The following is a 26616-nucleotide window of genomic DNA, read 5'->3' on the forward strand; positions in this document are numbered from 1 at the left end:
AATGAGCCATTAAGATTTTGTACTCCTCTTATTTTTTGTTATTATTGGGGCTTGATTTATTTTGATAAATATATTATATTTACATTACTTTGTGACTAGTTTTGACAAAGTTTTGTTATAATAAACATGGTATGCCGCTATCGTCTAGTGGTTAGGACATCAGGTTTTCATCCTGGCAACCGGGGTTCGATTCCCCGTGGCGGTACCACTCGCTTTGCGAGAATTTCAAATTTTAAATTCCAAAATTTGTTGTTTGGTGTTTGTAATTTGAAATTAACTAATCGAGCTTAGCTCGACTAATACGTTTACTCGGTTCTCTGGTTTGTCCGACTAGTACTTGGTAAACGAAGAAAGGACTAACTTATGTTAGACAAAAAAATAAAGGACGAAATTATCAAAAAGTTCAAGACACACAAGAATGACACAGGTTCTGCTGAGGTTCAGATTGCTATTTTAACCGAAGAGGTGAAGGAACTTACTGAGCATTTGAAGAAACACAAGAAAGATTTTTCTTCAAGAAGAGGTTTGATAAAAAAATTAAATCAAAGAAGAAAGCTTCTTAGATTTTTGGAACGTGATAATCAAGAAAGTTTTGGAAAATTAGTAAAAAAATTAAATTTAAAAATTACTAAAATTTCTGAAATGGCTCTTGAAGAAGAAGCAAAAATTGAAAAAGATGTAGAACAGGAATTAGAAGGAGATTTAGGAGAAATTGACGAAGAGTTGGAAAAATAATTTATCAATTAATTACAAGAAAATGTTTTTCAAAAAAAATAAAGAATATACAATGGAATTTGCTGGGCGCAAATTGATAATAGAAGCACAAAAATATGCTCCTCAAGCCACAGCAAGTTGTCTTGTAAGATATGCTGATACATCTGTTCTTTCAACAGTTGTTCAAGGAGATCAAAGAGATGGTATCGATTATTTTCCTCTTACAGTTGATTATGATGAAAAAATGTATGCAGCAGGAAAAATAAAAGGTTCTAAGTGGGTAAAAAGAGAAGGTAGGCCAACTGATGAGGCAGTTTTAACGGCCAGAGTAATAGATAGATCTATAAGACCACTTTTCAATGAAGAATCAAGAAAAGATTTGCAATTAGTTACAACTGTTTTGGAATATGATGGAGAAAATGATCCAACTTTTGTAGCTCTCTTGGGTGCATCAATATCACTTTCCATTTCTCCAATAGAATGGGCAGGTCCAGCTATTGGTTTCTTTGTAGGTAAAATAAATGGGGAATTGGTTTTGAATCCTACGGTTGAAGCAAGGAGCAAAAGTGATTTTGAAATTTTTGTTACCGGTACTCCATATGGTATTGATATGATAGAAGCAAGATGTAAAGAAGCAAGCGAAAAAGATATTATGGAAGCAATAGAATTTGCAGACAAACATATCAAAAAACTTATTGCTTTTGTAGAAGATATAAAGAAAGACATAGGAGAAGAAAAAGTTTTGGAAGATTCAGGATTATCTGAAGAAGAAAAACAAGCAATAGATTTGGTAACAAGAAAAGTTGATGAATTTTTGGTTGATAAAAATGCAAATACAATATTCACTCCAGATAAAGTGCAAACAGAAGCTAATATCAAAAAACTCATTGTAGATTTAGATGCAATACTAAAAGAAGACAATGAAGTGTCAAAAGAACTTCGAGCAAGAGGAGTAATGTTGCTTGATCAAAGACTTACTGAAAAAGCTAGAAATATGATTTTGGTTGATAAGGTAAGACCAGACGGAAGAAAGATAGATGAACTAAGAGAAATAAATTGTGAAGTTGGGATATTTAATCGTACTCATGGTACGGGATTATTCAAAAGAGGTCTTACTCATGTACTTTCAATTGTAACTCTTGGTTCGCCAGGTGATGAACAAACATTAGATGGCATGGAAGTTGAGTACAAAAAAAGATATATGCATCACTATAATTTTCCTGGATTTTCTGTTGGACAAATTTCTCCAAATAGAGGAACTTCAAGAAGAGAAATAGGTCATGGTGCACTTGCTGAAAATGCACTTATTCCAGTTCTTCCAGACAAAGAAGATTTTCCATATACAATAAGAGTTGTTTCAGAAGTATTATCTTCAAATGGATCTTCATCTCAAGCATCTGTTTGTGGTTCTACGCTTGCTCTTATGCATGCTGGAGTTCCAATAAAAAGACCAGTTGCTGGAATTGCTATGGGTCTTATCACAAGCAAAGATGAAAAAGATTATGTAGTTCTTACTGATATTCAAGGTGTAGAAGATCACAGTGGAGATATGGATTTCAAGGTTGCAGGAACTGAAGTTGGAATTACAGCTATTCAGCTTGATATAAAATTAAGAGGAATTAGTATAGAAGTATGTAGAGAAACTTTGGAAAAAGCAAAAATTGCAAGACTTCAAATTTTGGAAATAATGAACAAAACAATTTCAGAACCAAATAAGGAATTGTCTCCATTTGCTCCTAGAATTATAAAGATAAATATTGATCCAGAACAAGTAAGAGAAGTAATTGGTCCTGGCGGAAAAGTAATAAACAAAATTATTGATACTTATGATGTTCAAGTTGATATAGAACAAGACGGTACAATATTTATAACTTCTACAAATCAAGAAAATGGTGAAAAAGCAGTCGAATTCATAAAAGGTATGACAAAAAAACTTCAAATAGGTGAAATTTACGATGGAGTTGTCACAAGAATTATTACTGATCAAAGAGGTGGAGAAGTAGGTGCTATTGTAGAAGTACTTCCTGGAAAAGATGGAATGGTTCATGTATCAGAATTCAAATATGAAAGAGTAGAAAAAGTTTCTGATATTGTAAAAATTGGTGACAAAATCAAAGTAAAAGTTATCGATATAGATTCTGAGAAGGATAGAGTTTCTTTGTCAGCAAAAGCATTGTTAGAAAAACCAGCAAACTTTGATGAGAGTTTTCAAGAAAGACCTAGAAGAGATTTTGGAAATAAAGGTGGTTTTAATAATAGAAGACCTAATGGTGACAATAGAAGAAGATTTTAATTAATCGTGAGATATATAAAAAAAATGCGGGCTTTGTATAGCTCGCATTTTTTGCTAAAATAGAAACTATTATGAGCTATAATTTTAATACGAATTTTAATCCAGAATTCAATTGGCAAAAAGAAGCCAAATTTAAACATAGAAAAAAAATAACAAAATTTTCTTTGATATTATTTTGTATTTTTGTTTTTATTTTTTTGATGCAAAAATATTATTTTATTTCTGACAAAAATATAACACTAAGTAGTATAATACCAGATGAATCAAAAGCAATTTTTCACATATCTAATTCTTCAAAAATATTTAATGTAGAAAAAAATAAGTCCATATTTTCTCAAAAAACAAAAGAAAAGTTATCTTATTATTTAAATGATAATACAGAATTTACAGATTTATTTTTAAGAAGTATAGAAGATGGTTTTTATTGGATAGAGTATGATAATGATTCTCAGGCATTTTTGTTTAAAGTAAAAGATTTGTCTGATATAAAGAGTAAATTTTTAGAAACTTTTAAAAGTGTAGAAAATTATGATTATAGAAATAAAAAAATATATAAAACACAAGTAAATTGGGAGAAAAATAAATTTTTACCAATTGAAAATAATTTTCTTTATATAAGTTATTTAAATAACTATACAATAAGTGTTTCAAATAGTTCAGATCTTATAAATAAAATTATAGATAAATATCAAGATAATTTGAGATTTGATTATCTTAGTAGTATAAAAGATAAATTCAATAAGTATTTTGTGTATTATTCTGACATAGATCTTAAGATAAATGATTATGAAGATATAGATAATTCAAAAAGTTGGTTGAAAGATATTTCTTTTATTATCAAAGATTCTACTGACAAGACATTTTTTATAAAATTAAATAATAGTTCAAAAATGTCAGAATTATCACTTAGTACATCTGAAAATATAGGTGATAAGTTGAAATTAGAAGAGGAAATAAAGGTTATATCAAAAATTTTCGGTGAAGATTTTTTATTTTATTATAATAGTATAAAATCTATATCGAACGTAAATAATACAAATTTGGGAAAAAACATAGATGATTACTTATCTGTTAATATAGGTGGTTTATATAATATAAACTTGAAAGAGGATATTTTAAATATAAAAAATCCTTATTTTTTCGTTTTGTACCCAAAAGATAAATTTGTTTTGATGGCTAATGATTTTGATTCAATATCGAATATATATAGAAAGATGTTGGCTCACTACAAACCATTAGAAAGGCAAATGTTTCTTCCTGACGGTAGCAGAGTGACGGAGTATTATATGAATGCAAATTCTATTGATTTGAAGATGTATCAAGATGGTGATTTAGTTTGGTATTATGATGATTTACCAAGTATACCTAGTTTTGATATGGTAAAATGTGCAAATCGTTATATATTATCTAATTCTAAAAATTATATTTATAAATTCTGTCAAAATGGTTCAGAAATTGATCCAGATTTAGGTTTTATAAATGAGATATTTATATCAAATATTGATAATTTGGATAATAAATCAAATATATTACCATTTACAGAGTTATTTAATATAAAATTGAAAAATATAAATTTTATTGATTTTGGTAAAAAAAATAATGATGTTCAAATGATTTTTCAGTTTATTTATTGAAAATTTGCCCTGTGGATAAACTGTTGATATTTATTAAGATATAAATTTTACTTTATGTCTAATTTATTTTTTAATAAAATATGATTTTGTTTTTTTGGCTTAAATAAGCCATAATATTAGATTGACTTTTTTGGTTTTACATGATATACTTATATTATAATAGTACATTATCAATTATTAACTTGATAAATCCCACCCACTAAACCCTAAAACAAAAATAAAAAAAGTTTAAAAGCAGAGTTCCTACCAGGAAAATAAAAACAAAAGGTGAGAACTTAGCAACAATCAAGCCTGAAAGCTTGAAAAAACAAAAAAAGTGAGGGATAAAAGAAAAAATAAAGGGTGAGAAAATTAGGTTAATTATTATAAAATGTCTCGAAGGGAATTTCCTGCTTCTAATTAGTTGGAAATAGAAATCTCCCTTTGAGATGTAAAGCTCTCTGGACGGTGATTTACTCGATGTTTTTTAAAACATTGAATGAATTCTGTAAGAGAGTGAAAAGTACCTCTCTTGCATTCGTCTCGAATAAAAACATAAAGGACGTTATAAGCACAGAGGGGTCTTTTTTTATTTTAGTAAATTTGACATTATATTTTGAATATATTATTATATTGAATTATTACATTAATATACTGGAGGTTAAAATGAAATTGAAGTCGGGAGAAGCTGTCTTTGACAGGCCGAATAGTCATTTTCACGATAATGATGCTGATTTTTCAAGAGCTCTTGGTCAAGCACTTACCTATGTAGAAAGTGCTGGGAGAGAGTTTATTGAAGAAGAGGTTTATCTTGGGAGATTTATAGGACAATCAACTTGCGTTTCTACTGATGCCAATGATGAAATCATATATGCTCAGAGAACTGGTAGGACTGGTTTGACAAGATTTGTCAAAAACCATTTACCCGAAGACTGCAACTATATGGTTTTGGTTTTGAAAAAAGCCAAGAAAGGCGATGGGTATATTCTTATAACAGCTTTTATAGGGCGTCTTTCTTTTCCCGAGCCTTGGGATGAAAATGCTTTCTCCAAGCATGAAGACCCAGATAGAGCTCGAAAAGACTCAATCGATTTTTGGTCTTCTCATGCCTTGATCTGGGAAACGGAAGAAATAATCCCAGGGACTGAAACTTTGATTTGTCCTTGGTAAAGTATTTTAACTTTTAATAGTGCAGGGGAGTTGTAATGACTCCCTTGTTTTTTATTTGAAAAATTTTAGAGTTGAATTTTTTCCAATTTATGAAGTTTGTTCTTTGTATATAAAAAAGTAAATATTGCAGCAGACCAATTTATAAAAAATATAGCCCACCATATTGATTTTATTTGAAGTTTAAAAATATTTGTGAGTACATAAAATATTGTTATGGGCATAAGTATTTGTCTGTATAAGCCCACATATATGCCATATAAAGGTTTTTTTATTCCCTGAAGAATTGATATGCAAATGTTTAGTATCGTATATGTAATATAAAATAACACAGATATTCTAAGATAAGTTGTTCCTATATTTATAACATTTTGATCCTTTGTAAAAAACATCATTAATTGACGAGAAAACGAAAATACAAATAATGCTCCTACAATAGTCACGATGATTCCATACCTCAAGCCTTTTTTAAAAATTTCTTTTAATCTGTCGTATCTTTTTGCTCCATTGTTTTGACCTGATAGTGTAAGAACGGCAATATTTAATCCAATAGCTGGGAGTATTGCAATTTGTTCCATTCTTGTAGCTATTCCATATGCTGCAACAGAATCTTTACCAAATGCACTGACAAAATAAGTTATTACAAAAACTCCTATTGCAACAGACATCATACTTAAGCTTGCAGGAAAACCTTGTTTTATAATATCAATATAATATTTTTTATTAGGTATTAAATTTTTCAAATGAATATGTTTGAAATCCTTCTCTGTTATAACTTTTCTGAGTAAAAGTAGGAATTCGATAAAATGAATAAGTATTGTGGCAAGAGCTACTCCTGCAAGCCCCATTTTTGGAAAGCCAAACCATCCAAACATAAACCATGGATCTAATAATAAATTTAATAAAAATCCAATTATTATAAGATTTCTAAAGGTTTTTGTATCTCCTTCTGCTATTAATATTCCATTTAAAACATTTGTTAATAAAAAGAAAATTGTTCCATAAAAAATTATATTAGTATAACTTAGTGTCATTTTTAGATAGTCACTATTTGCTCCTAAAATTTTAAAAAGTGATGGCGCAGCAAAAAGTCCTAGTATAGTGAGAAATATTGAAAATATTATTGCAAATGAGATTGCCTGGCAACCATATTTTTCCGCCTTTTCTTTTTCTTTTTCACCAAGTGAATTTGTGATAAGTGCTGTTGCACCATTTGATATACCAGATCCCATAGCAAGAATTAAAAAAAATATAGGAAATGATAGTGACATTGCAGCGAGTGCTTCAGTTGAAATCATACCTCCATAATAAGTATCTACAACGTTGTACATTGTATTGAAAAAGAAGCCGACGCTTGCCGGAATTGCAATTTGACCAATAAGTTTTGGAATTGGTTCTGTAATTAATTTGTTTTCCTTCATTTTATTTCTATTCCTATTGGCGCATGATCAGATCCTTGTATTTGATCTAATATATAAGCACTTTTTATATTTTTCATAAATTTTTTTGACACACAAAAATAATCAATACGCCAGCCAACATTTCTTACTCTTGCACCAGCTCTAAAACTCCACCAAGAATATTGAATTTTTGTAGGATTTAATTTTCTAAAAGTATCTACAAATCCGTATTCCAAAAATTTAGTCATCCAATTTCTTTCTTCATATGTAAAACCTGCATTTCCATTGTTTTCCTTTGGTCTTGCAATATCAATTTCCTCGTGTGCTACATTGTAATCGCCACAAATGATTACTGGCTTCTTTTTTTCTAATAATTTTATATGTAACAAAAGTTTGTTGTTGAATTTTATTTTGTAATCAAGACGAGCCAAGTCATCTTTTGAATTTGGAAAATATACATTTATCAAATAAAACTTTTTTAATTCTAATATCTGTACTCTTCCTTCATCATGAGTATATATTTTTTTTGAAATAACTTCTTTTTTTAAAGAATTTTTTATCAACATCATTGTACCGCTATAACCAGGTCGTTTTGCGCTATTCCAAAATTCATCATAATTTTTGAAATCAAAGGACTCTTTGTTTTTTGCATTATCATCTATTTTTATTTCTTGTAAACATAAAATATCAGGATTTTGTTTTTTTAAAAAATCAAGGAAGCCTTTTTTCATCATTGCTCTTATTCCATTTATATTCCAAGAAAGTATTTTTAACCTGCTAGATAATTTTTTGACATTATTTTTGGTCATACTAAAATATATAATTAATATCTTCAAGAAAATCAAAAAGATTTTTCTGTTTATTAACCCATTAGATAATTTATCTAACGGGCTTCATGAAATTATTATAACATTCCGCCCCCATGGTTGCCACCCCTAGCATTGCTTTTATTGATTATATATTATAAGATTTCGACATTAAAAAGAATTAAGGAGGAAACAGAAATGTTTTCAAGAGAACGTTTAATGGCAATGGCTAGGTGCCTAATTTGGGGTCTTAAAACAGCAAGAAAAGCAGACTTCAAACGAGGAGACGTAGTTGTCGTTGGGTTTTGCAGGCTTTATATTGAGCTTGCAGCAAATGTTCAGAGCTTACTTATTAAGGAAGGAATTCATGTTATCCCTGAAATGATGATGACACCAGAAATGGAACTGAATCTATATTCTTTGGGTGATAATGATCAACTTCAATTCCTTCCGCAGTGGCTCCTGAATAAGCAAGAAAATCTTAATGGCATGATCATGATTCTGGCCTATGAAAATTTGAATCATCTCAAGGATTTGGAACCAACAAAAATGGCACTCGCTCAGAAAAGCAAAAAACCACTTCTTGATATTCGCAATCAACGTGAAAGGAGTGGTGATTTTGGATGGACTTTATGCGTGATGCCAACTGAGGCACTTGCTGAAGAGGCTGGAATGAGCCTTGAAGAATATGAGGAAGAAGTTGCCAAAATTTGTCACCTTGATGATGATCCGGTTGTTTTTTGGAAAAATCTTCACAATGAGGCAATGGAAGTAAAAAGATATCTTAATTCCTTGGATGTTGATTATTTCCATGTGGTCTCAGATTCGGGCAAAACAGATTTGAAGGTCTATCCTGGAGAATCCAGACAATGGATTGGTGTGTCCGGTCATAATATTCCCAGCTTCGAAATTTATACATCACCTGATTGCTATAAAACCGAAGGCACATTCTTTGCCAATAATACAATGTTTAAAGATGGTAATCGTGTGACAGATGTTAACCTTGAATTCAAGGATGGTAGAGTGGTAAGCTGTTCTGCTAAAGAAGGTGAAGAATTCCTAAAAAAACAGGTCAGCATGGATGATACCTCCGATATGCTTGGTGAGTTTTCTCTTACTGATGCAAATGCCTCATCTATAACGCGATTTATGGCGAGTACCTTGTATGATGAGAATGTCGGTGGAGAGTTTGGTAACTGCCATGTGGCGATTGGTAGAGGTTTTGGTGATTCATATTGCGGAAACAAAGAATGGACCCCAGACCTTATGAAGCAAATAGGAATCAATTCATCAGCTCAGCACTGGGATTTGATTTCAACCGAGAAAAAAATCGTCACTGCTCATCTCAAAGATGGGCATGAGATTGTTATTTACAAAGATGGTAGTTTCATTATTCCGGAACCGGTTGGATGTTAAATTGCAATATTTCATTATCGAATCGGTGGCCCTTTGGGTCGCCGATTTTTTATTACTTGTTGACAACTTAGTTGACAACTTTTTGATATGGGTGTATACTAAAGTTGTAAACAATAAATTTTGTGATATGAACATAAAAGAATTAATTTTAAAAAACATAAACAAAAATGGTAAAGTAGCTACATCAGAGATTACTTCAATTACTGGTTTTTCTCGAGCTTATATAAATCGTTTTATTTCTGAACTTGTGAGTGAAAAAAAAATTATGCAAATTGGCAAAGCAAATCAAGCACATTATATAAAATATAATAAAAATATCCCAAAAGAAATTAAGAAATTAGAAAAAAATTATAATAAAAATATAATTGATAAAATTTTGGATATATTTGATATACCACTTATGGGAACTGCTGATTGTGGGGAGCCACTTAGTATCGCAGATGATTATATAGAAGATTATATGCAATTATCATCCAAATTTATAAAAGGAAAAAAAGAAGATTATTTTTTTGTGCGTGCAAAGGGAGATAGTATGAATAAGGAAAATATAAAAGATTTAAATTACGTACTTATAAAAAAATGTGATAGCTTTTTAGGAAATGGAGAAAATGTATTAGCTGTTATAAATGGACTTGGAACCATAAAAAAGTTTTATAAGAAAAAAGATACAATTGTGTTGTCTCCAAGCTCTAGCAACAAAAAACACAAACCAATATTACTCCATAGAGATGATGAAGTATTTGTTTGTGGTAAAGTAGACCATGTTTTCGATTTTTAAATAATTATTAATCTCTATAAATTAAAAATATAGAGTTAGAAAGGTAAAAACATATAAATAAAGATGAATAAAAAAGACAAATAAATTTATTTAATTTAGCCTGAACTTTAATAAATAAAAATATTTGCCTTCTCTTACTTAAGTGAATAATAACAAAAACATGAAAAAAATAAAAGCTTTTTTTAAGAAAAAAGAATCATATGACAAAAGATTGTATGCACTATTAAAAAACAGGCAAGTTGTTGTAAGGTTTTCATAAAATAAACAAAAAATCCAACATTAAAAAGGTCGCAAGTTATTCCGGCCTTTTTTGTTTACAAAATTTGTAAACTGTACTAATCTATAAGTCTAAAATAACAAAAAAGGAAATGTCATTCGTAGTCAGTTTGGATAATCTGACGAAGAATGATAAGGAGGAATTATGAACGATTCCAGTGAGTATTTAGATAGGATCCTTTTGGATGCCTATAGTATTGGTTCCATTATAAGGTCTCTTGCTGCGCAAATAAAGCTGGACTATAAGGATAGGCAAGATGATTTGATTGTAATTTCTGTGTTGAAGGGTGCTTATTTCTTTACAGCTGATCTTCAAAGAGCACTTTCTCCAGAGTTGGATCCTGTAGTTGAGTTTATTCAGCTTTCTTCTTATGGAGCTGGAAGTAAGTCATCCGGAGAGTTGAAATTCAAAAAAGAATTGGAAGATGTAAACATTTCCGGTAAAGATTTGCTTGTTGTAGAGGATATAGTTGATACCGGATTGACTATTTCAAAACTCAGAGAATATCTCTTAGAGAAGGGGGCGAAGTCTGTGAGAATTTGTGTTTTTCTTGATAAAAGTGAAGCACGTATGGTTGAGGTTAAACTTGACTATGTCGGTTCAAAAATTCCCAGCGAGTTTGTAGTCGGCTATGGTCTCGATTATAATGAGCAATATCGCAATCTTCCCTACATAGGAGTATTGAAGAAGGAAATATACTCTTAACAAAGTTGAATCAGTTTATATTTCGGTAGCCCTGGGTTACCGATTTTTTTGTTTGAAATATTTTTCCAGCTCAGCTGGATTTATTAAGGATTTCTATATTGAAGCGCTTCTGCAATATGTTCGGTTTTTATATCTTTACAATTTTCTAAATCTGCTATTGTGCGAGATACTTTGAAAATTTTGAAATATGCTCTTGCAGAAAGGTTGTAAGCTGTAACTGCTTTTTGTAAAAGTACTTTTGCATCTTGTGGTATTGTACAATATTTTTTTATTTGTTTTAGATTCATTTCGGAATTTGTAAATATATTATCTCTTGCAAATCTTTTTGATTGAATTTTTCTTGCGGTGATAATTTTTTGTCTTATATCACGGCTTGATTCATAATTATTTGTATTTTCTAATTCTTCAAACTTTAATCTTTTTACTTCAATGTGAATATCTATTCTATCTAAGAGTGGCCCAGAGATTTTTTGTTGATAATTTTTTATTTGATTGATTGAACAAGTACATTGTTTTTTTTCATCACCAAAAAAACCACATGGACATGGATTTTGTGCACAAATTAAAATAAATCTAGCTGGAAATTCTAGTGTCATTTGTGCTCTTGCAATTGTCACACATCCGTCTTCAAGTGGTTGGCGGAGTGTTTCCAAATTTTTTTTTGGGAATTCTGGTACCTCATCAAGAAACAAAATTCCACGATGAGACAAGCTTGCTTCCCCTGGTTTTGGGATAGAACCACCACCAACAAGAGATATTAAAGATGATGAGTGATGTGGAGAGCGAAATGGTCTTTTTATTATAAGTGGCCTATTTTTATTTAGTAGTCCCACAGAAGAATAAATCTTATTTACTTCTAAGATTTCTTCATCGCTCAAATTTGGAAGTATACTTGGTAGAGATCTTGCGAGTAAAGTTTTTCCAGCACCAGGAGAACCATTCATAAGTACATTGTGTCCGCCAGTTGCTGCTATAATCAAAGCTCTTTTTGCATGAGCTTGCCCTTTTATTTGTGAGAAATCATATTCTTCATCTGACTTATTTTCAAATATTATTTTTTTGCTTTTTAGTATTTCAATTTCACAAATATTATTTATATGATTTACAATCTGTCTCAGATTTTCTACAGGAAATATATTTATGTTTGATATAATACTTGCTTCTTCTTTGTTTTCATATGGAATAAATACGTTTTGGTAATTGTTTTCTTTTGCAAATAAACAAATTGAAATAATATTATTTATTGGGCGAAGCGATCCATCAAAAGAAAGTTCTCCTACAAATATAGAATTTTTTAATATATTATTTTTGTCAGTAATAATATTTTTGGCTTTCAATATAGAAAGAGCAATAGGAAGATCAAAACAGTTTCCCATTTTTTTGAGATCTGCTGGTGCGAGATTTATCACAATTCTTGTTTTTGGAAATTCAAAATCACTATTTGAAATTGATGCTTTTACTCTTTCTTTTGCTTCTTGAATGGCAGTGTCAGCGAGTCCTACTATTGTAAAACTAGGCAAATTTTTTTGGATATCAGTTTCTATTTCCACAAGAAAAGAATTGAGTCCAAGTGATGTTGTTGAAAGTATTTTTGACTGCATATATTTATTAATTTTTGAATAAAAAAAGGTCGCAAATGCGACCTTGTATATATATTATGACTTTATAATTTTTTAGTCAAGTACGAAATTTATGATATAATGAACTATAAATAATATAGAATTTAAGGAAAAATTATGGATTTAGAAATATTAAAACAAATATTAAAAAATCAACCAAGTTTTAGGTATAAACAGTGTTATAAAGCTATTTTTTCAGATTTAATTTCTAATTGGAATGAAGTTACGAATTTACCAATTGATCTTAGAAATGAATTAAATGAGAATTGTCCGCTAGATATAAAATTTCGAATTTTTGAATCAAATGATAAAAATACTGTAAAATCTTTGATAGAGTTCGATGATCTAAGTAATATAGAAACAGTTTTGATGAGACATCATGATAGAAATACAGTATGTGTTTCATCTCAAGTTGGATGTCCCTTAAATTGCAAATTTTGTGCAACAGGTCAAAATGGTTTTAAGAGAAATTTATCGAGTGATGAAATATTAAAACAAGTATTGTTTTTTGCGAGATATTTGAAAAAATATAATAAAAAAGTTACTAATATAGTCTTTATGGGAATGGGAGAGCCATTTTTAAATTATGATAATGTTTTAAAAGCAATAAGAATTTTAAATGACAAAGATTGTCTCAATCTAGGAGCAAGGCATATTTCTATATCAACATCAGGGGTAATAGATGGAATAAGAAAATTATCAAATGAGAATTTGCAAGTGAATCTTGCAATTTCACTTCATGCAACAGGGGATAAACTTCGTTCAGAACTTATGCCAATAAACAAAAAATATAAATTATCAAAATTGTTTGAAGCAGTAGATAATTATATAGATAAAACATCCAGAAAAGTAATGTTTGAATATATGATGATAGCCAGTGTTAATGATTCTAGAAAAGATGCAGAAGAATTATCAAAGCTCATGAAAAAGAAATTATATTTTTTGAATATTATTCCATATAACTCAACAGGAATTTTCAAATCTTCATCACAAGAGAAAATAGAGGAGTTCAAAAATATTTTGGAAAAAAACAGAATACATTTAAGTGAACGTTATAAGCATGGCAAAGATATAAAAGGAGCTTGCGGACAATTGGCTGGAAAAAGATAGTTTTATATAAATAAATATAAATAAAAAAGAGCTTTGTGTGATGTAAGTTCTTTTTTATTTGTTTTCTATTTTTTTAATTCAAACATTTTTCCATGTCCTGGAATTATGTAATCAGCATTTTCCAAAATATATTGTCTGCTTTTATGAAGTTCTGTTTTATTTTTTACATATAGGTCTTTGAGATTCAAGAGACTTTTTTTGTCAGTATATTGAATTGCTTTATCTTCCCACCAAAATACATCTCCAGCAATTATTACTTTTCCATATTCTTTTGTATCAACCAAGACAGAGCAATGAAATTGGTCGTGTCCAGGAGTGTCTATTATCATAATACCAAATAATTTTTTGTTGTGATTTTCTATTTTTCCGTCATATGAGAATATTGATTCATTGTCATAAATTTTAGCTTTCTCAAATATTCCAGCAAGAAGTGAATGATCAATATGAGTATGAGTGAGTATTACATAATTTATATTCTTAGTTGAAAGTTTTTCTTTTTTAAGTGCGTTTATTAATTTTTTCTTATCCATTCCTGGGTCAACTATTATATTTTTGTTATTACATTGAATCAAAACAACAGAGGATGATGCATATTCTTTTTTATTTTTTTGCTTTACATACCCCATTACAAGTACTTTAATTTTTGAGAATTTGTTCTGTTTCATGTGATTATTATATCATTCCACTCCCGGAGTCGCCAACCCCCGGAGTACTTTTACTTGACAAAAACCTGATATTTATTAAGATATACGCACAAAATAGATTTTTCCAAAAGGGAGGAAAGATGAATAAAGACGTATTTGTAATAATTAATCCTGGGAGTCGCCAGGATGAGCCATGTAAGTTGGCAATGGTGCCAGTAACTTTAGAAGAAGGTGTTTATAGTGCGGTGGATTCGGATGTAATGACGGTTTCAATTGATTATGCCGGATTTCCATCAGACTCCGAATATCCAGATAAAGGTGTGTTCATATCACAAAAGATATATGAATATATCCAAAGGGAATCTTTGAATATCAAAGCGATCATTTTCAGATGCCCAGCTCTAAAGAAAAACATTCAGGGTCTCACTTATCTTACGAAATCTATGGTGGAAGACATGACACCAAAGAATCCTGGTGAACTCGCTGACGGATTGAAGATTCCACACGGTTCTGAGATAGCTGCTTGGGTCTGTGTATGCTTGGAGAGTAAACTTCAAATACGACCTATATTTTCATGTGGAATTCCGACTAATCTTTTGCCTGAAGAGGTAAAAGTTGTAGGTATTCCGGATGAGGAATTAGATGCTGTATCTCATGCTGAATTCCTAAAGGGACTCATGTATATGATGGCTCGTCGTTTGGAAATTACACCCATGGAATTCGTTGGCATACCGGTAATGTTTGGGTCCGGATTTGGTATTTACGGATGGAAAGGTGAAAAAATTGTGTCCCTCAATGTTCGTCAAGAAAACGGTTCCATGTCCCAATCTTCCATCGGAGCTACGGTAAATATCCTTACACTCCTAAGAAGATTTAAGAGAAAAGGAATAACGGATGTTGATGCAATCCTTTCCGAAGTGGCAAAACTTATGGGTAAATCCGGTGGATTGTGCATGTTTGATCCCAGATATGGAGATCTCAAGGTTTTTGCTTCAGATGTACGTGAAGCAATGAAAGATCCAAACCAAGAGAAAAACAAAGGCATTATCCTCATTTTCCGTGCTTTGGTTTATCAGGTAGTTTCTCAAATTTGGAGAGCCAGAGGTGGCTTATCCTATTTCGGAGAGAGAAACAATCAGGTCACTGTATACTTCTTTGGTGGTGGATCAAATTGGCCCGAACTAATTGAAGCAGTGGAAGAGTGCCTTGGTGACCTGGTTTTCAAATTCGAAATGGTTGATGGCGACCCCGAAAGAGAATTCTTTATTGCGGAAGCGTTAAAGTTTCTCAATGGAGAAATTCCTGTCAACTATGAGGATGTAGAGTAGATCAATAACAATCATAAAAAAAGGGTTCCGTATGGAACCCTTTAATTTTATTTGAAATCTTTTTACCAACCGTACTCACTATATATAATATTATTTTTTATTTTATCAATTACAAATTTTATATACTCTACTGTATTTTCTGGGAGATTGTCTATATCAAACCAATTCAAATCATTACATTTATCACTTTCCATATTTTTTGGCTCACCACTATATTTTTCTGTCATAAAAAATACATCAATTCTTCCTTCTCCATTTAGAGATGATTTTCTGTTCATAGTATGGACTACTTTCAGGTCTTCGCTTTTTACATCTATTCCAACTTCTTCTTTTACTTCACGTATTAATCCATCTGTAAAAGTTTCCCAAGCTCTACATGACCTGAAACAAGTATATAATTTCCATTTTCAAATTTTGCATTAAAACGTCTTCCGAGTAAAATTTTGTTTTCTTTTTTTAGTATCAAATATGATGCTGGGGTGATTTTGTGTCTTTCTGTCATAGTTTTTTCCTTGTCCCGTTTTGCGGGGTTATTTAAAATATTTTTTCTAAAACGAATTTTTTTATTCCTCTTGGATAAACTGGGCTCAGTTTTTTAAATTCATTTTTACTATACCAAGTTGGATAATAATTATTATTTCCTTTTTTCATTCTTTCAATTTCTGGTCCACCGAGTTTTAGATTTCCAGAAAATTTTTCTACAAGAAAAAATATATGTTTTCTTTTTTCATTGTTTAAGATTGTATTATCATATATATCAACTATTTTTTTGTATTTTGATATTTTAAAATTTAGTTCTTCTTTCATTTCTCTTAAAAATGTTTCTTTTATATTTTCTCCACCTTCTATATGTCCACCAGGAAATGCATAATATTCTTTTCCATTTTTTATTCTATGCATCAAAAGAATCTTATTATCTTTTACAATTATTGCAGTTGGTCTTTGCGTTATATTATTCTTCATTTGTATTAAATATTCTTTCTATTAAATTCCTTTTTGGTTTTAGAAGTATTAGAAGAGGAGTAAGTATTAAAAATATTATTCCAAAAACTAAAAAAAGCTTCTGTATTAGTGGTTCGATTTCATGTAGTATAAATTTTTAAATAATACGTTCATTTATTTTAATTTTAAATTATTATATCACAAATAAAATTGATTTAGTAATTTAAATACAAAATCTCCTGTTAGTTCAGGAGATTTTGTAATTCCGGTTGAATGTTGGATTTTATTCTATATTTGCACCTAATTCATAACTACCAAAAAATGCATCATTTAAATCATATACTAATTTATTCCAATTATTACCATACAATCTTTTTGCTACGTTTTCTGATGTTATCCATTGTAAAAGACCTTCATCATTTACTACTTTATATACTTTTGGAACAGTTGGAATTTTCATAAGTACGCCCGATTGAAAAGTAACATTTTTTCCTAATGGATAAGTAGCTAACTCTTGTGGTGTTATCATTTCAACGAAAGAAAAATCTTTGCCGAAATATGTAAACCAAACTTTTTCATGTGGATATGCGTGTCTGATGTTATTATCATCTAATAAATACACAGCAGGGTTACTTTGTATTTTTATATATCTTGTTGCTGTTATTTTTTCACCCAAAACTTCTTGAGCTGGGTTTATATTTGGTCTGATATAACTGCTTCCACCACCCCCACCACCTGATGATGGCACAGCAACAACGTTTACAGTCCTTGTAACCTGAGTTGCTAAATTTCTTGCGATGTCTGAAACATTATAAGTTACCAAATAATTTCCAATAATATTTGTATCTACTGGATTTAGAGTTACTATACGAGAAGTTATATTTCCATCAAAATCATCAAGTGCCGTAGCTCCTGCGTCTATATATGTAGAGTATTGATATATTGATTCTGGATTATTTCCCAATATTGTGATTATTGGTCTTTGAGTATCAATAGGTATAGCAACGTTTAGAATTGTGAAATTTACAGTATCTGGTTTAGATTTGTTTATTCCATCTGTTATTACCAAAGATATTGAACACTTTATATCTTCTTCTATATTATCTACAACAAATTTTGCAATAGCAGTATCTTGTCCAACAAGTTTTACCTCTTTACAAGATGAAGTCCATATATAAGTAATCTCTCTATAAATATCAAACGAATCAACTATATTATAAATACTTTTAGATCCATCTAATTTGAAGTCAGTGTTTTCTTCAACCTTTTTATTATTTACAATATCACCATTTATTATTGCAATAAGATTTGGTGATATAGATATGATAATGTTCTCAACTGTGAAATTTATAGTATTTGGTAGAGATCTATTTATTCCATTTGTTATTACCAAAGATATTGAACATTCTTTATCTTTTTCTACATCATTCACAACAAATTTTGCTATAGAGGCATCTTGTTCAATAAGCTTTACCTCTTCACAACTAGAATTCCAAATATATTTTATAGAATTGATGCTTCCGATTTGAGAAGGTATAATACTTTTAGCTCCGTCTAATTTGAATTGTATGTTCTCTTTTATTATTTCACCATTTACAACGTCTCCACTTATTATTGCTACAAAATCTCGTGATATAAACATTGCATCTATATTCTCTCTTATTATTTCATATGATGATGCCTCTACCCCATTTGTCTTTGTGGGACTTCCACCCAGTATTAAAGTTGGTATTAATACCAAGATTAATAATAACGTTAATTTTTTCATATTTTTTTATTCCCCAAAAAGGGATTTTATTGTTTATATTTATGTAAATGTCCATATTTTTATGTTTAATACATAAAAGTTGAGCTGAATAGTTGATACTTTATAAGATTATATATCAATAATTTTGAAGGTATTATCCAAAACCAAAAAAATTAAGATAATCAATCTTATTCTAATATAGTCTAAATCCGATCTTTGAACTCGGATTTTTACGAACATACTAACGATTCGTAGTATGAAGGTAAAAAACTAACTTATCACCCTAGGGGTTTTTATTTTTTAAACTTTATGTAAATCTTTAACTTCTCTAATCAAAGACAAAGAAGTTAAATGAAATGTTTTGTTTGAGCCTATTATATACTCTAGAAATAGGTTATTTATGAATTATACTTAATATAAAAAGATTTGTCAAATTAATTTAACTTTACATATAAATATTATAAAGTGTTATCTATGTACCAGTTTAGTACATTATATTGCAAAAATATGTTTTTATGTTAAAGTATGAACAAATTATATCTTCAATGGAGGAAGAAAATGGAAACCAAGAAAAAAAGAGTTCTCGTTGTTGGACACGGAGCAAGAGAGCATGTCATAGTAAAAGCTTTTTTGAAGTCCGGTGCTACAGTATTTGCCTATATGGAGGCAAATAACCCTTTTTCAAAGTTGTGTGAAAAAACAATGATTGGAAAGTATTCCGACTTTGGTTCAGTGTTACAATTTGTACAGGAAAACAATGTTGATTTTGTTTTTATCGGGCCAGAAGGACCGCTTGAAATGGGTATTGTTGACTTTTTGGAAAGTCACAATATCTCATGTATTGGGCCTTACAAAGATGTTGCCTTAGTAGAAACGTCCAAGATTTTTAGCAGAAAGCTTATGAAAGATCATGGAATATTTGGATGCCCTGAGTTTTGGGTTGTGAAGGATGAGTGTCAACTTCAAAATGTATTCTTATATCACCACGAAGCACCATTTGTGATTAAGCCCGATGGTCTTACAGGTGGCAAAGGAGTTCAGGTAGAAGGTGATCATTTTCATGATACTGAATCGGCTATGAAAGTAGCTCATGAGTATATCAAGAAAGATGGTCGGGTTCTTGTTGAGAGAAGGCTTGATGGGGAAGAGTTTGTTATTCTCTTTTTCTGTGATGGTAAGACTCTCGTTCCTATGCCAGTCGTCAGGGATTATAAACGTCGTTTTGTAGACGATGAAGGTCTTAACACTGGTAGTATGGGTTCCTATTCTTGTATGAATCATTCCTTACCGTATTTACAACATTCGGATATAAAGCAAGCGGTCGACATTGCACAAAAGACAGTTTTGGCTTTATTTGAAAAGCTTGGCCTTTTATACAAAGGCATTCTTTATGGGTCTTTTATTGCTACAGAAAATGGAGTACAAGTGATTGAGTGGAATGCAAGGTTCGGCGATCCGGAATGTATCAATGTTCTTTCACTTCTTGAAACTGATTTTGTCGAGATATGCCAAGCAATCATTGATGGTACACTCGACAAGATTCATGTTGAATTTAGTGAACAGTATACTGTCTGTAAGTACATTGTCCCTACAAATTATGCACTTGTAGAAGATGACCCAAATCGTCTTGCTTCTGGTTTTTCTGACATTATAAAAATTGGTGAAATCGGAGAAGCTCAGCTTTTTTATTCATCTGTCTTTGAGGATGAAGATGGACTGCACATGACATCATCCAGATGTCTTGCAGTTCTGGGTGTAGCGCAGACAATAGAACAAGCTGAGCGAATCGCTGAAGAGGCTGCTTGCTCTGTTTCTGGCAATGTTAGTCATAGGCCAGATATTGGCACATGTGTCTTGATAGATAAAAGCATTACTCACATTTACAGTATAAGGGGATTTGGTTAATCAAGTTAATAACATATTAATATGAATTGGGCTTTGGCGTTAGTCAGAGCCCATTTTTATTTTAATGTTTTTTTCTAAAAATTGTCTTTGTACTTTTATAATATTTTTTGGGAGAGTTTGAAATATTTTTATTTTACTTGCTTGATCATTGGTTTTTAATTCAAGGTTTTTATTTTTTGAGTTCAGCTCAATTTTAGGTTTTAATAAATATGCAATTCCTATCGGTTGACTAAAATAATTTTTGAAATCATATTCAATAACTCCTAGTAGTTTTATAATATTTATATCTAATCCAGTTTCTGATTTTGCAATTCGCTTTATTGCATCTTTTATCTTTTCTCCTTTTAGAATTGTACCTCCAGGAATATGCCATTTATTTTTTGCTGGTTCTATGTCTCGTTTTGTAAGTATTATCCCATTTTGTGTTTGAATTACACATTCAACACATAATCGAGGTACTTTGCTATATATATTTTTGAATTCTTTAAATGTTAGGAATTTTATTTTTTTCATGTTTTTATAATTTAAATATAGATTAATAATAACATAAAGATGATAAAAAAAACTACTAGATTATACAATCTGGTAGTTTTTGTAATATATATTGTTAAAATTATTTTTTTGATTTTTTTATCAAATCTTCAATTGTTTTTATTTTCTTTTTTATTAATGTAATAGGTTTTCTCAAAATATTGTTTATATTCCAAGTGGAATTTGCAAGAGGATGATAGTCTGTATCACCTTCAAAAATATAAGAGTTCTCACATATTCCATTGTTATCATAATCAATACAATTATGATTACTCCAATAATTTCCAGATTCATCTTGCTCCCAAAATGTAGACACACCAGACGTTCCTTCTACTCGAGCATTTAAATTGTTATTGATAAAAGAATTATTTGCGAAAGTGGTTGATGAGTTATCGTTATAAATTATTGCTCCAAGATTTTCCATATTTGTAAAAAGATTGTTTAAAACTTTATTACCATTACTTTGTGGTCCAGTTATACCTATTCCATAAGTAAGACCATTAAATTCATTATTTGTAATTAAATTGTTATATGAAGCATTATTTAAATTTACTCCAACGCTATCTGTAGTAGGAAGAAAAGTATTATGAGAAATGGTGCTACTAGATGTGTTTACAAGAAGAACAGTAAGTGTTCCAGCATTATGAAAAGTGTTGTTTGATAATATTAAATTATTTGCTTCGGAAATTTGTATACCATTTTCAAAAATATTTGAAAATGTGTTGTTATGAAAAGTGTTATCATTGTTTGTTCCAACTGTAATTACTGAATAACTTGAATTTGTTAGTGTATTATTTATTATATTATTATTACTACTATTTTGTATATATATAGATACTTCAAAATTTTGTAAGTTACAATTTCTTAGTGTTATGCCATTTCTATCTTGTAAATAAACAGCTTTTCCTGTTCTTGTTGGTTTGCTTATAGAATGTCCATTACAATTTATTGTTATATTATCTATTCCTGGTTTTATGCCAAATTGTTGATCTTGGCAAATTATATCACTTCCCAAAATTACACTATTATTTACTATAGATCCACATGTTAAATCTACCACAATCATGCCAGGTTCATTATCAATTCCATTTCCAGGCCCATCAACAATATATGTATCTGGGTATCCAGAATTATCAGGAAAATCACTCCATGAATTTTGTGACCAATTATTGTTTAAAGAATTTTCATTTTCGTATGCATTTATAGTATTGTCTAGTATATTTGAATTTATATTGCCATTGCTTGAATTATTTAAATATATTCCATATTCAAATCCATGAATATTACAATTTGATATTGTAAAATTATTTATTCCATCTAGGTTTATTCCTCTTCCAGTGTGACTGTTTGCCTCTGAAATAATTGAAGGAGAAATACTATGGCCATTACAATCTAATGTTGCATTGTTTGAAAGTGAAATTGCATTCCCATTGCATAACAAATCATTTTCTAGTGTTATATTTCCGTTTATAATATCACCACATCTTATACCCCTTTTTCTTTCTAAAAGATTTGATACTGAAGCATTTGCATTCATTGTAATAAGTAGTAAAAATGTGGATAAAATGATTATTTTTTTCAATCCGTTAGATGCTTTTTTGTTATTGTGTGTCATATAATTTTATTTCAACCCATTAGATGTTTTGTATCTAACGGATTTCATATTTTTTATATTATTTAGATTAATTTTAAATAGTACCATATATTTTGTAATTTGTCAAATATATTGAATATTATATATTTAGCTTAATATTAGTAAATTATTTGTCAATATTTTGCGCAATTGAGGTTTTTAGCTAAAACTTGTTTAAAGAGCATTACTAAGTTAAAATAAGATTATGAAAAATATTTATTCATTTATATTAGGACATTCACCAGAACTATCTTTTGCAGAAATAAAGAGTGTTTTAGAAAATCAAAGTGTTAATTTTTCTATAATCATTTCCAATGATAAATTTTTGGTTTTAGAGACAGAAATAAATTTGGATATAAACTATTTTTCAAATACTTTGGGTGGAATAACAAAGATAGGCAAAATAGAATTTTTTATAAACAAATTAAAAGATACAGAAAATATTAAGAATACTTTTGTGGGATTAATAGAGAAAAAATGTGATATAAGTCATAAAGTAAAGTTTGGTTTTAGTTTCTATGATAAGGACAAGGATTTGAAGTTTTTTGTTGATAAACTTTCTATGATAATAAAAAAATCTTTGAAAGAAAAGAATATTTCAAGTAGAGTTGTGATATCAAAAGAAGATCAATTATCATCTGTGATAGTAAGAAAAGAGCATATGATAGAATCTGGTTTTGATATGCAAGTTTTAAAAGTCGATGACAAAATTTATTTTTCAAGAACTTTGAGCGTTCAAGATTTTGAAAGATTCAATGCACTTGATTATGATAGACCAAAAGTTGATTCAATATCAGGAATGATGCCACCAAAACTTGCAAAAATTATGTTGAATTTATCTAATAGTAGAGAAATTATTTTGGATCCTTTTTGTGGATCGGGTACAATTCTTATACTTGCAGGAGAATTGAATTTCAAAAAAATAATAGGATCTGATATTTCCGAAAAAGCAATAGTTGATAGTATAGAAAATTTGAAGTGGTATGAAGAAAGGTTTGATAAAAAGTTAAATTGTTATGTTTTTAAATCGGATATTATAGAATTAATAAAAGAAGGAGTAGAGGAGAAATCTATTGATTCAATTGTAACTGAAGGATATTTGGGAAAGCCAATAAAAGGAAATGAAACAATTGAGTTTATAAAAAATCAGATAGAGGAATTGAAAAAATTGTATCTTGATTCTTTTAATATTTTTGCTAAAGTGCTAAAGCAAAATTCTAGTGTGGTTATAAGTATGCCAGTGTATCATACAAAGTCAGAAGATTTATATTTGGATATTTTAAGTGATATAGAAAAGTTAGGTTTTGAAATAAAACAGTTAACAGAATCAAGCAAAACTTTGATTTATAAGCGTGATGATCAAAAAGTTTATAGAGAAATTGTAAAATTAATAAAGAATTAAGAATGATGAATTTTGATTAAATTAATTAATTATTTAATTTTGAAATTTATTCATAATTCAAAATTCATAATTAGAAATTAAAATTATGGAATTACAAGAAAAAATTTTTAAGTCATATGATATAAGAGGAATATATCCTGATGAAATTAATGAAGAATCAGCAAAAGAAATCGCAGAGTTATTTTTATCTTTTGTGTCAGACAAAACATCCAAAAAGCCGGGTAATATGAAAATAGTTATTACAAGAGATGTTAGAAATTCTTCGGAAGCTTTGGCAAATGCTTTTATAGAAACTTTAATTTCTAAGGGTGTAAAAATTTATGATTTGGGGCTTATGTCTGTTGATGTAATTTATTTTGCTGTAGGAAAATTTGATTACGATGGTGGAGTTACAGTGACAGCATCTCACAATCCAGGATCTTATGGTGGGTTCAAAATGGTTTCTCGTGGAGTAGAATGGATAAGAGGCAAAGAGCTTTGGGATTATAGAAATAATAAAAAAAATTTTGAAAATGCAAAGGGAGAATGTATAAATATTGATATATGGAAAGAATATTTGGATTTTGTTTTCTCATTTGTAGATATTCCAAAAATCAAACCAATGAAAGTTGTAGTTGATGCTGGGAATGGAATGGCAGGAATTATGATTCCAGAAATTATAAAAAGATTGCCTCAGATAGAACTTGTTCCATTATTTTTTCAGCCAGACGGAAATTTTCCAAATAGAAATCCAAATCCATTAGCTGAAGATGCACCTGAAAAATTATCCAAAAAAGTTGTAGATGAAAAAGCTGATGTGGGATTTATATTTGATGCTGATTCAGATAGAGTATTTTTAGTTGACGACGAAGGAAAATTTTTGCAGGGAGATGATGTAATACTTGTTCTTGCAAAACAACTTTTGGAAAAAAATCCAGGTGCAGGTATTGTATATAATTTAGTTTGTTCAAAAAATGTCAAAGAATTTATTGAAAAAAATGGAGGACATGCTATTCGTTCAGAAGTAGGCTATGTAAATATGGGAACACATATGAAAAATGAAAATGGAGTTATGGGTGGAGAATTTTCAGGACACTTTTCATATGCAGAAAATTATTATGCAGACTCAGGTTATATCTCATTTTTAATTATTTTACAAGCAATTTCAGAAAAAGATTTTAAATTATCAGATTTTATGGATAATAATAAACGTTGGCGCAGATATCCAGAAATTGTGATGCCCGCTGATAATACAATAAAAATGTTAGATAATATAAGAAATTATTATAGTAAAAATATATTAGATGAAATAGATGGAATTACTGTTGAGTTTTCAGATTGGTGGTTTAATGTTCGAGCTTCAAATACAGAGCCAGTAGTCAAAACAACTATAGAAGTTTTGAACGAAGATGATATTAATATAAAAAGAGAAGAAGTAATGAATGTTTTAAATTCATAAAAATTAAAAATATGATTGGAATTTTTGATTCAGGACTTGGAGGACTTATAACTTTCAAGGAAATAAAAAAAATATTACCAAAATATTCTTATATTTATTTGGGTGATACACTTCGTTCTCCGTATGGTGGAAGGAGTCAAGAAGCGGTTTATGAATATACAAAAAATGCTGTAGATTTTTTGTTTGATAAAGGTTGTAAACTCATAATAGTAGCGTGTAATACCGCATCATCTGATGCACTTAGAAAAATTCAGCAAGAACATTTACCAAAAATAAACGACGAATCAAAAAATGTTTTAGGAGTTGTAAGGCCACTTGTTGAGGAGGCAATAGATGTTAGCAAAACAAAAAGAATTGGCGTAGTAGGAACTAGGGCAACTGTGAATTCAAATGTTTATGGAATTGAATTAAAAAAGTTGGATAAAAATATTAAGGTTTTTCAATGTGCTTGTCCACTTTTAGTACCACTTATTGAAGAAAATTGGATAAAGCGTAGAGAGACAAAAATGATACTCAAAAAATATATTAAAGAATTGAAAGATTACAATATTGATACGCTTATTTTGGGTTGTACTCATTATCCAATCTTGCTAGATGAGTTCAAAAATGTAATGGGTAAAAAAATAAATGTGTTAAATTCAAGCAAAATAATTGCAGAAAAATTGGAAATATATTTAAAAAATCATAAGGAAATAGAAAAAGGTTTAGATAAATATGGAAATATAGAATATCTTGTAACTGACATTACAGAAAATTATGAAAAAATGTCACAAATGATTTTGGGAAAAAAAGTAAAATTTGAAAAAGTAAAAATATAAAATATTATCGTTAGACGGAATATGGCTACGATGCCCGTAACGTTAGACGTTAAACGTATTAACCTAAAGAATCATATCTGATTTTATTTGCGAGCTTATAAAAATTTTTATGCGCTCGCGACTTTTAGGCTCTACCCTTTTCCTAGAAAAGGGTAGAAAAGAAAAAAATCTTCACAAAAACAAAAAATACAAAACTTATAGTTTTGTAAATCGTAATACGATTTAGATACCCGCCTGTCCCGCCAAGGCGGGATGAAGTCAGACATTACTAGTCTCGAAACCTTTTGCCGTTTCCTATTTTTATATACAAAGACCGCCGAGCTTAACTTG

At 29.7% G+C, this 26616-nt stretch carries 22 protein-coding genes, 1 tRNA gene and 1 pseudogene; 14 read left to right on the forward strand and 10 right to left on the reverse strand.

Annotated features, from left to right (window positions below; translation table 11 throughout):
• Nucleotides 1-133: 133 nt before the first annotated feature.
• From PHZ07_00360 to PHZ07_00380, 5 genes and pseudogenes are all read left to right on the forward strand, one after another.
• A tRNA-Glu gene (locus tag PHZ07_00360) sits at nucleotides 134-208 on the forward strand.
• A gap of 155 nt (nucleotides 209-363) precedes the next feature.
• Nucleotides 364-624 (forward strand): annotated as a pseudogene (rpsO, locus tag PHZ07_00365) (30S ribosomal protein S15).
• Nucleotides 625-757: 133 nt separating this feature from the next.
• On the forward strand, nucleotides 758-3007 hold the full coding sequence (locus tag PHZ07_00370) for a polyribonucleotide nucleotidyltransferase (GenBank protein ID MDD3284031.1): 2250 nt from the start codon (nucleotides 758-760) through the stop codon (nucleotides 3005-3007).
• A 71-nt stretch (nucleotides 3008-3078) separates the two neighbouring features.
• The gene (locus tag PHZ07_00375) at nucleotides 3079-4641 is read left to right on the forward strand and encodes a hypothetical protein (GenBank protein ID MDD3284032.1); all 1563 of its coding nucleotides are present in this window, start codon (nucleotides 3079-3081) and stop codon (nucleotides 4639-4641) included.
• Between the two features lie 645 nt (nucleotides 4642-5286).
• Nucleotides 5287-5790: a hypothetical protein gene (locus tag PHZ07_00380; protein ID MDD3284033.1), complete on the forward strand. Its 504-nt coding sequence runs from the start codon at nucleotides 5287-5289 to the stop codon at nucleotides 5788-5790.
• A gap of 65 nt (nucleotides 5791-5855) precedes the next feature.
• On the opposite strand, the gene PHZ07_00385 is transcribed toward PHZ07_00380, so the two are convergent.
• Nucleotides 5856-7208, reverse strand: coding sequence for an MATE family efflux transporter (locus PHZ07_00385; GenBank protein MDD3284034.1), 1353 nt, complete (start codon nucleotides 7206-7208; stop codon nucleotides 5856-5858).
• Nucleotides 7205-7996 (reverse strand): exodeoxyribonuclease III, encoded by a 792-nt coding sequence (locus PHZ07_00390; protein ID MDD3284035.1) that lies wholly within the window; start codon nucleotides 7994-7996, stop codon nucleotides 7205-7207. Before PHZ07_00390 ends, PHZ07_00385 begins: the two co-directional genes overlap by 4 nt.
• Nucleotides 7997-8191: 195 nt before the next feature.
• Here PHZ07_00390 and PHZ07_00395 point away from each other — a divergent pair, with 195 nt between their 5' ends.
• From PHZ07_00395 to hpt, 3 genes are all read left to right on the forward strand, one after another.
• Nucleotides 8192-9409: an aminopeptidase gene (locus PHZ07_00395; protein ID MDD3284036.1), complete on the forward strand. Its 1218-nt coding sequence runs from the start codon at nucleotides 8192-8194 to the stop codon at nucleotides 9407-9409.
• Nucleotides 9410-9536: 127 nt separating this feature from the next.
• Nucleotides 9537-10187 carry a S24 family peptidase gene (locus tag PHZ07_00400; GenBank protein MDD3284037.1) on the forward strand — a complete coding sequence of 217 codons (651 nt, stop codon included), beginning with the start codon at nucleotides 9537-9539 and terminating at the stop codon, nucleotides 10185-10187.
• A 421-nt stretch (nucleotides 10188-10608) separates the two neighbouring features.
• Nucleotides 10609-11169, forward strand: a complete 561-nt coding sequence (hpt, locus tag PHZ07_00405) for a hypoxanthine phosphoribosyltransferase (protein MDD3284038.1) — start codon at nucleotides 10609-10611, stop codon at nucleotides 11167-11169.
• Between the two features lie 83 nt (nucleotides 11170-11252).
• On the opposite strand, the gene PHZ07_00410 is transcribed toward hpt, so the two are convergent.
• Nucleotides 11253-12770, reverse strand: a complete 1518-nt coding sequence (locus PHZ07_00410; GenBank protein MDD3284039.1) for a YifB family Mg chelatase-like AAA ATPase — start codon at nucleotides 12768-12770, stop codon at nucleotides 11253-11255.
• 135 nt (nucleotides 12771-12905) lie between these two features.
• Here PHZ07_00410 and rlmN point away from each other — a divergent pair, with 135 nt between their 5' ends.
• Nucleotides 12906-13898 (forward strand): 23S rRNA (adenine(2503)-C(2))-methyltransferase RlmN, encoded by a 993-nt coding sequence (rlmN, locus tag PHZ07_00415; GenBank protein MDD3284040.1) that lies wholly within the window; start codon nucleotides 12906-12908, stop codon nucleotides 13896-13898.
• Nucleotides 13899-13963: 65 nt separating this feature from the next.
• Here the strand turns inward: rlmN and PHZ07_00420 are convergent, their stop codons facing one another.
• The gene (locus PHZ07_00420; GenBank protein MDD3284041.1) at nucleotides 13964-14563 is read right to left on the reverse strand and encodes an MBL fold metallo-hydrolase; all 600 of its coding nucleotides are present in this window, start codon (nucleotides 14561-14563) and stop codon (nucleotides 13964-13966) included.
• A 119-nt stretch (nucleotides 14564-14682) separates the two neighbouring features.
• Between PHZ07_00420 and PHZ07_00425 the strand changes: the two genes are divergently transcribed.
• Complete coding sequence (locus PHZ07_00425) at nucleotides 14683-15870, forward strand: hypothetical protein (GenBank protein ID MDD3284042.1); 1188 nt, start codon at nucleotides 14683-14685, stop codon at nucleotides 15868-15870.
• Between the two features lie 62 nt (nucleotides 15871-15932).
• On the opposite strand, the gene PHZ07_00430 is transcribed toward PHZ07_00425, so the two are convergent.
• From PHZ07_00430 to PHZ07_00445, 4 genes are all read right to left on the reverse strand, one after another.
• Nucleotides 15933-16187 (reverse strand): hypothetical protein, encoded by a 255-nt coding sequence (locus tag PHZ07_00430; GenBank protein MDD3284043.1) that lies wholly within the window; start codon nucleotides 16185-16187, stop codon nucleotides 15933-15935.
• A gap of 26 nt (nucleotides 16188-16213) precedes the next feature.
• Nucleotides 16214-16372, reverse strand: a complete 159-nt coding sequence (locus PHZ07_00435) for a hypothetical protein (GenBank protein ID MDD3284044.1) — start codon at nucleotides 16370-16372, stop codon at nucleotides 16214-16216.
• Between the two features lie 32 nt (nucleotides 16373-16404).
• A complete protein-coding gene (locus PHZ07_00440; protein MDD3284045.1) occupies nucleotides 16405-16833 on the reverse strand; it encodes an NUDIX domain-containing protein in 429 nt (142 codons plus the stop codon).
• 262 nt (nucleotides 16834-17095) lie between these two features.
• Entirely contained in the window at nucleotides 17096-18580 is a 1485-nt protein-coding gene (locus PHZ07_00445; protein MDD3284046.1) for a DUF5011 domain-containing protein, read from the reverse strand.
• 537 nt (nucleotides 18581-19117) lie between these two features.
• On the opposite strand from PHZ07_00445, the gene purD reads away from it, so the two are divergent.
• Nucleotides 19118-20464, forward strand: coding sequence for a phosphoribosylamine--glycine ligase (gene purD / locus PHZ07_00450; protein ID MDD3284047.1), 1347 nt, complete (start codon nucleotides 19118-19120; stop codon nucleotides 20462-20464).
• A 39-nt stretch (nucleotides 20465-20503) separates the two neighbouring features.
• Here purD and PHZ07_00455 read toward each other — a convergent pair whose 3' ends face one another.
• Complete coding sequence (locus tag PHZ07_00455) at nucleotides 20504-20977, reverse strand: NUDIX domain-containing protein (protein ID MDD3284048.1); 474 nt, start codon at nucleotides 20975-20977, stop codon at nucleotides 20504-20506.
• A gap of 100 nt (nucleotides 20978-21077) precedes the next feature.
• Nucleotides 21078-22610 (reverse strand): NosD domain-containing protein, encoded by a 1533-nt coding sequence (locus tag PHZ07_00460; protein ID MDD3284049.1) that lies wholly within the window; start codon nucleotides 22608-22610, stop codon nucleotides 21078-21080.
• 223 nt (nucleotides 22611-22833) lie between these two features.
• On the opposite strand from PHZ07_00460, the gene PHZ07_00465 reads away from it, so the two are divergent.
• From PHZ07_00465 to murI, 3 genes are all read left to right on the forward strand, one after another.
• Entirely contained in the window at nucleotides 22834-24030 is a 1197-nt protein-coding gene (locus PHZ07_00465; protein ID MDD3284050.1) for a methyltransferase domain-containing protein, read from the forward strand.
• Nucleotides 24031-24115: 85 nt separating this feature from the next.
• Nucleotides 24116-25468 carry a phosphomannomutase/phosphoglucomutase gene (locus tag PHZ07_00470; GenBank protein MDD3284051.1) on the forward strand — a complete coding sequence of 451 codons (1353 nt, stop codon included), beginning with the start codon at nucleotides 24116-24118 and terminating at the stop codon, nucleotides 25466-25468.
• An 11-nt stretch (nucleotides 25469-25479) separates the two neighbouring features.
• A complete protein-coding gene (murI, locus tag PHZ07_00475; protein ID MDD3284052.1) occupies nucleotides 25480-26286 on the forward strand; it encodes a glutamate racemase in 807 nt (268 codons plus the stop codon).
• The last annotated feature ends 330 nt before the right edge of the window (nucleotides 26287-26616 follow it).

The organism is Patescibacteria group bacterium (assembly GCA_028692545.1).
Lineage (GTDB): Bacteria > Patescibacteriota > Patescibacteriia > UBA1558 > S5-K13 > STD2-204.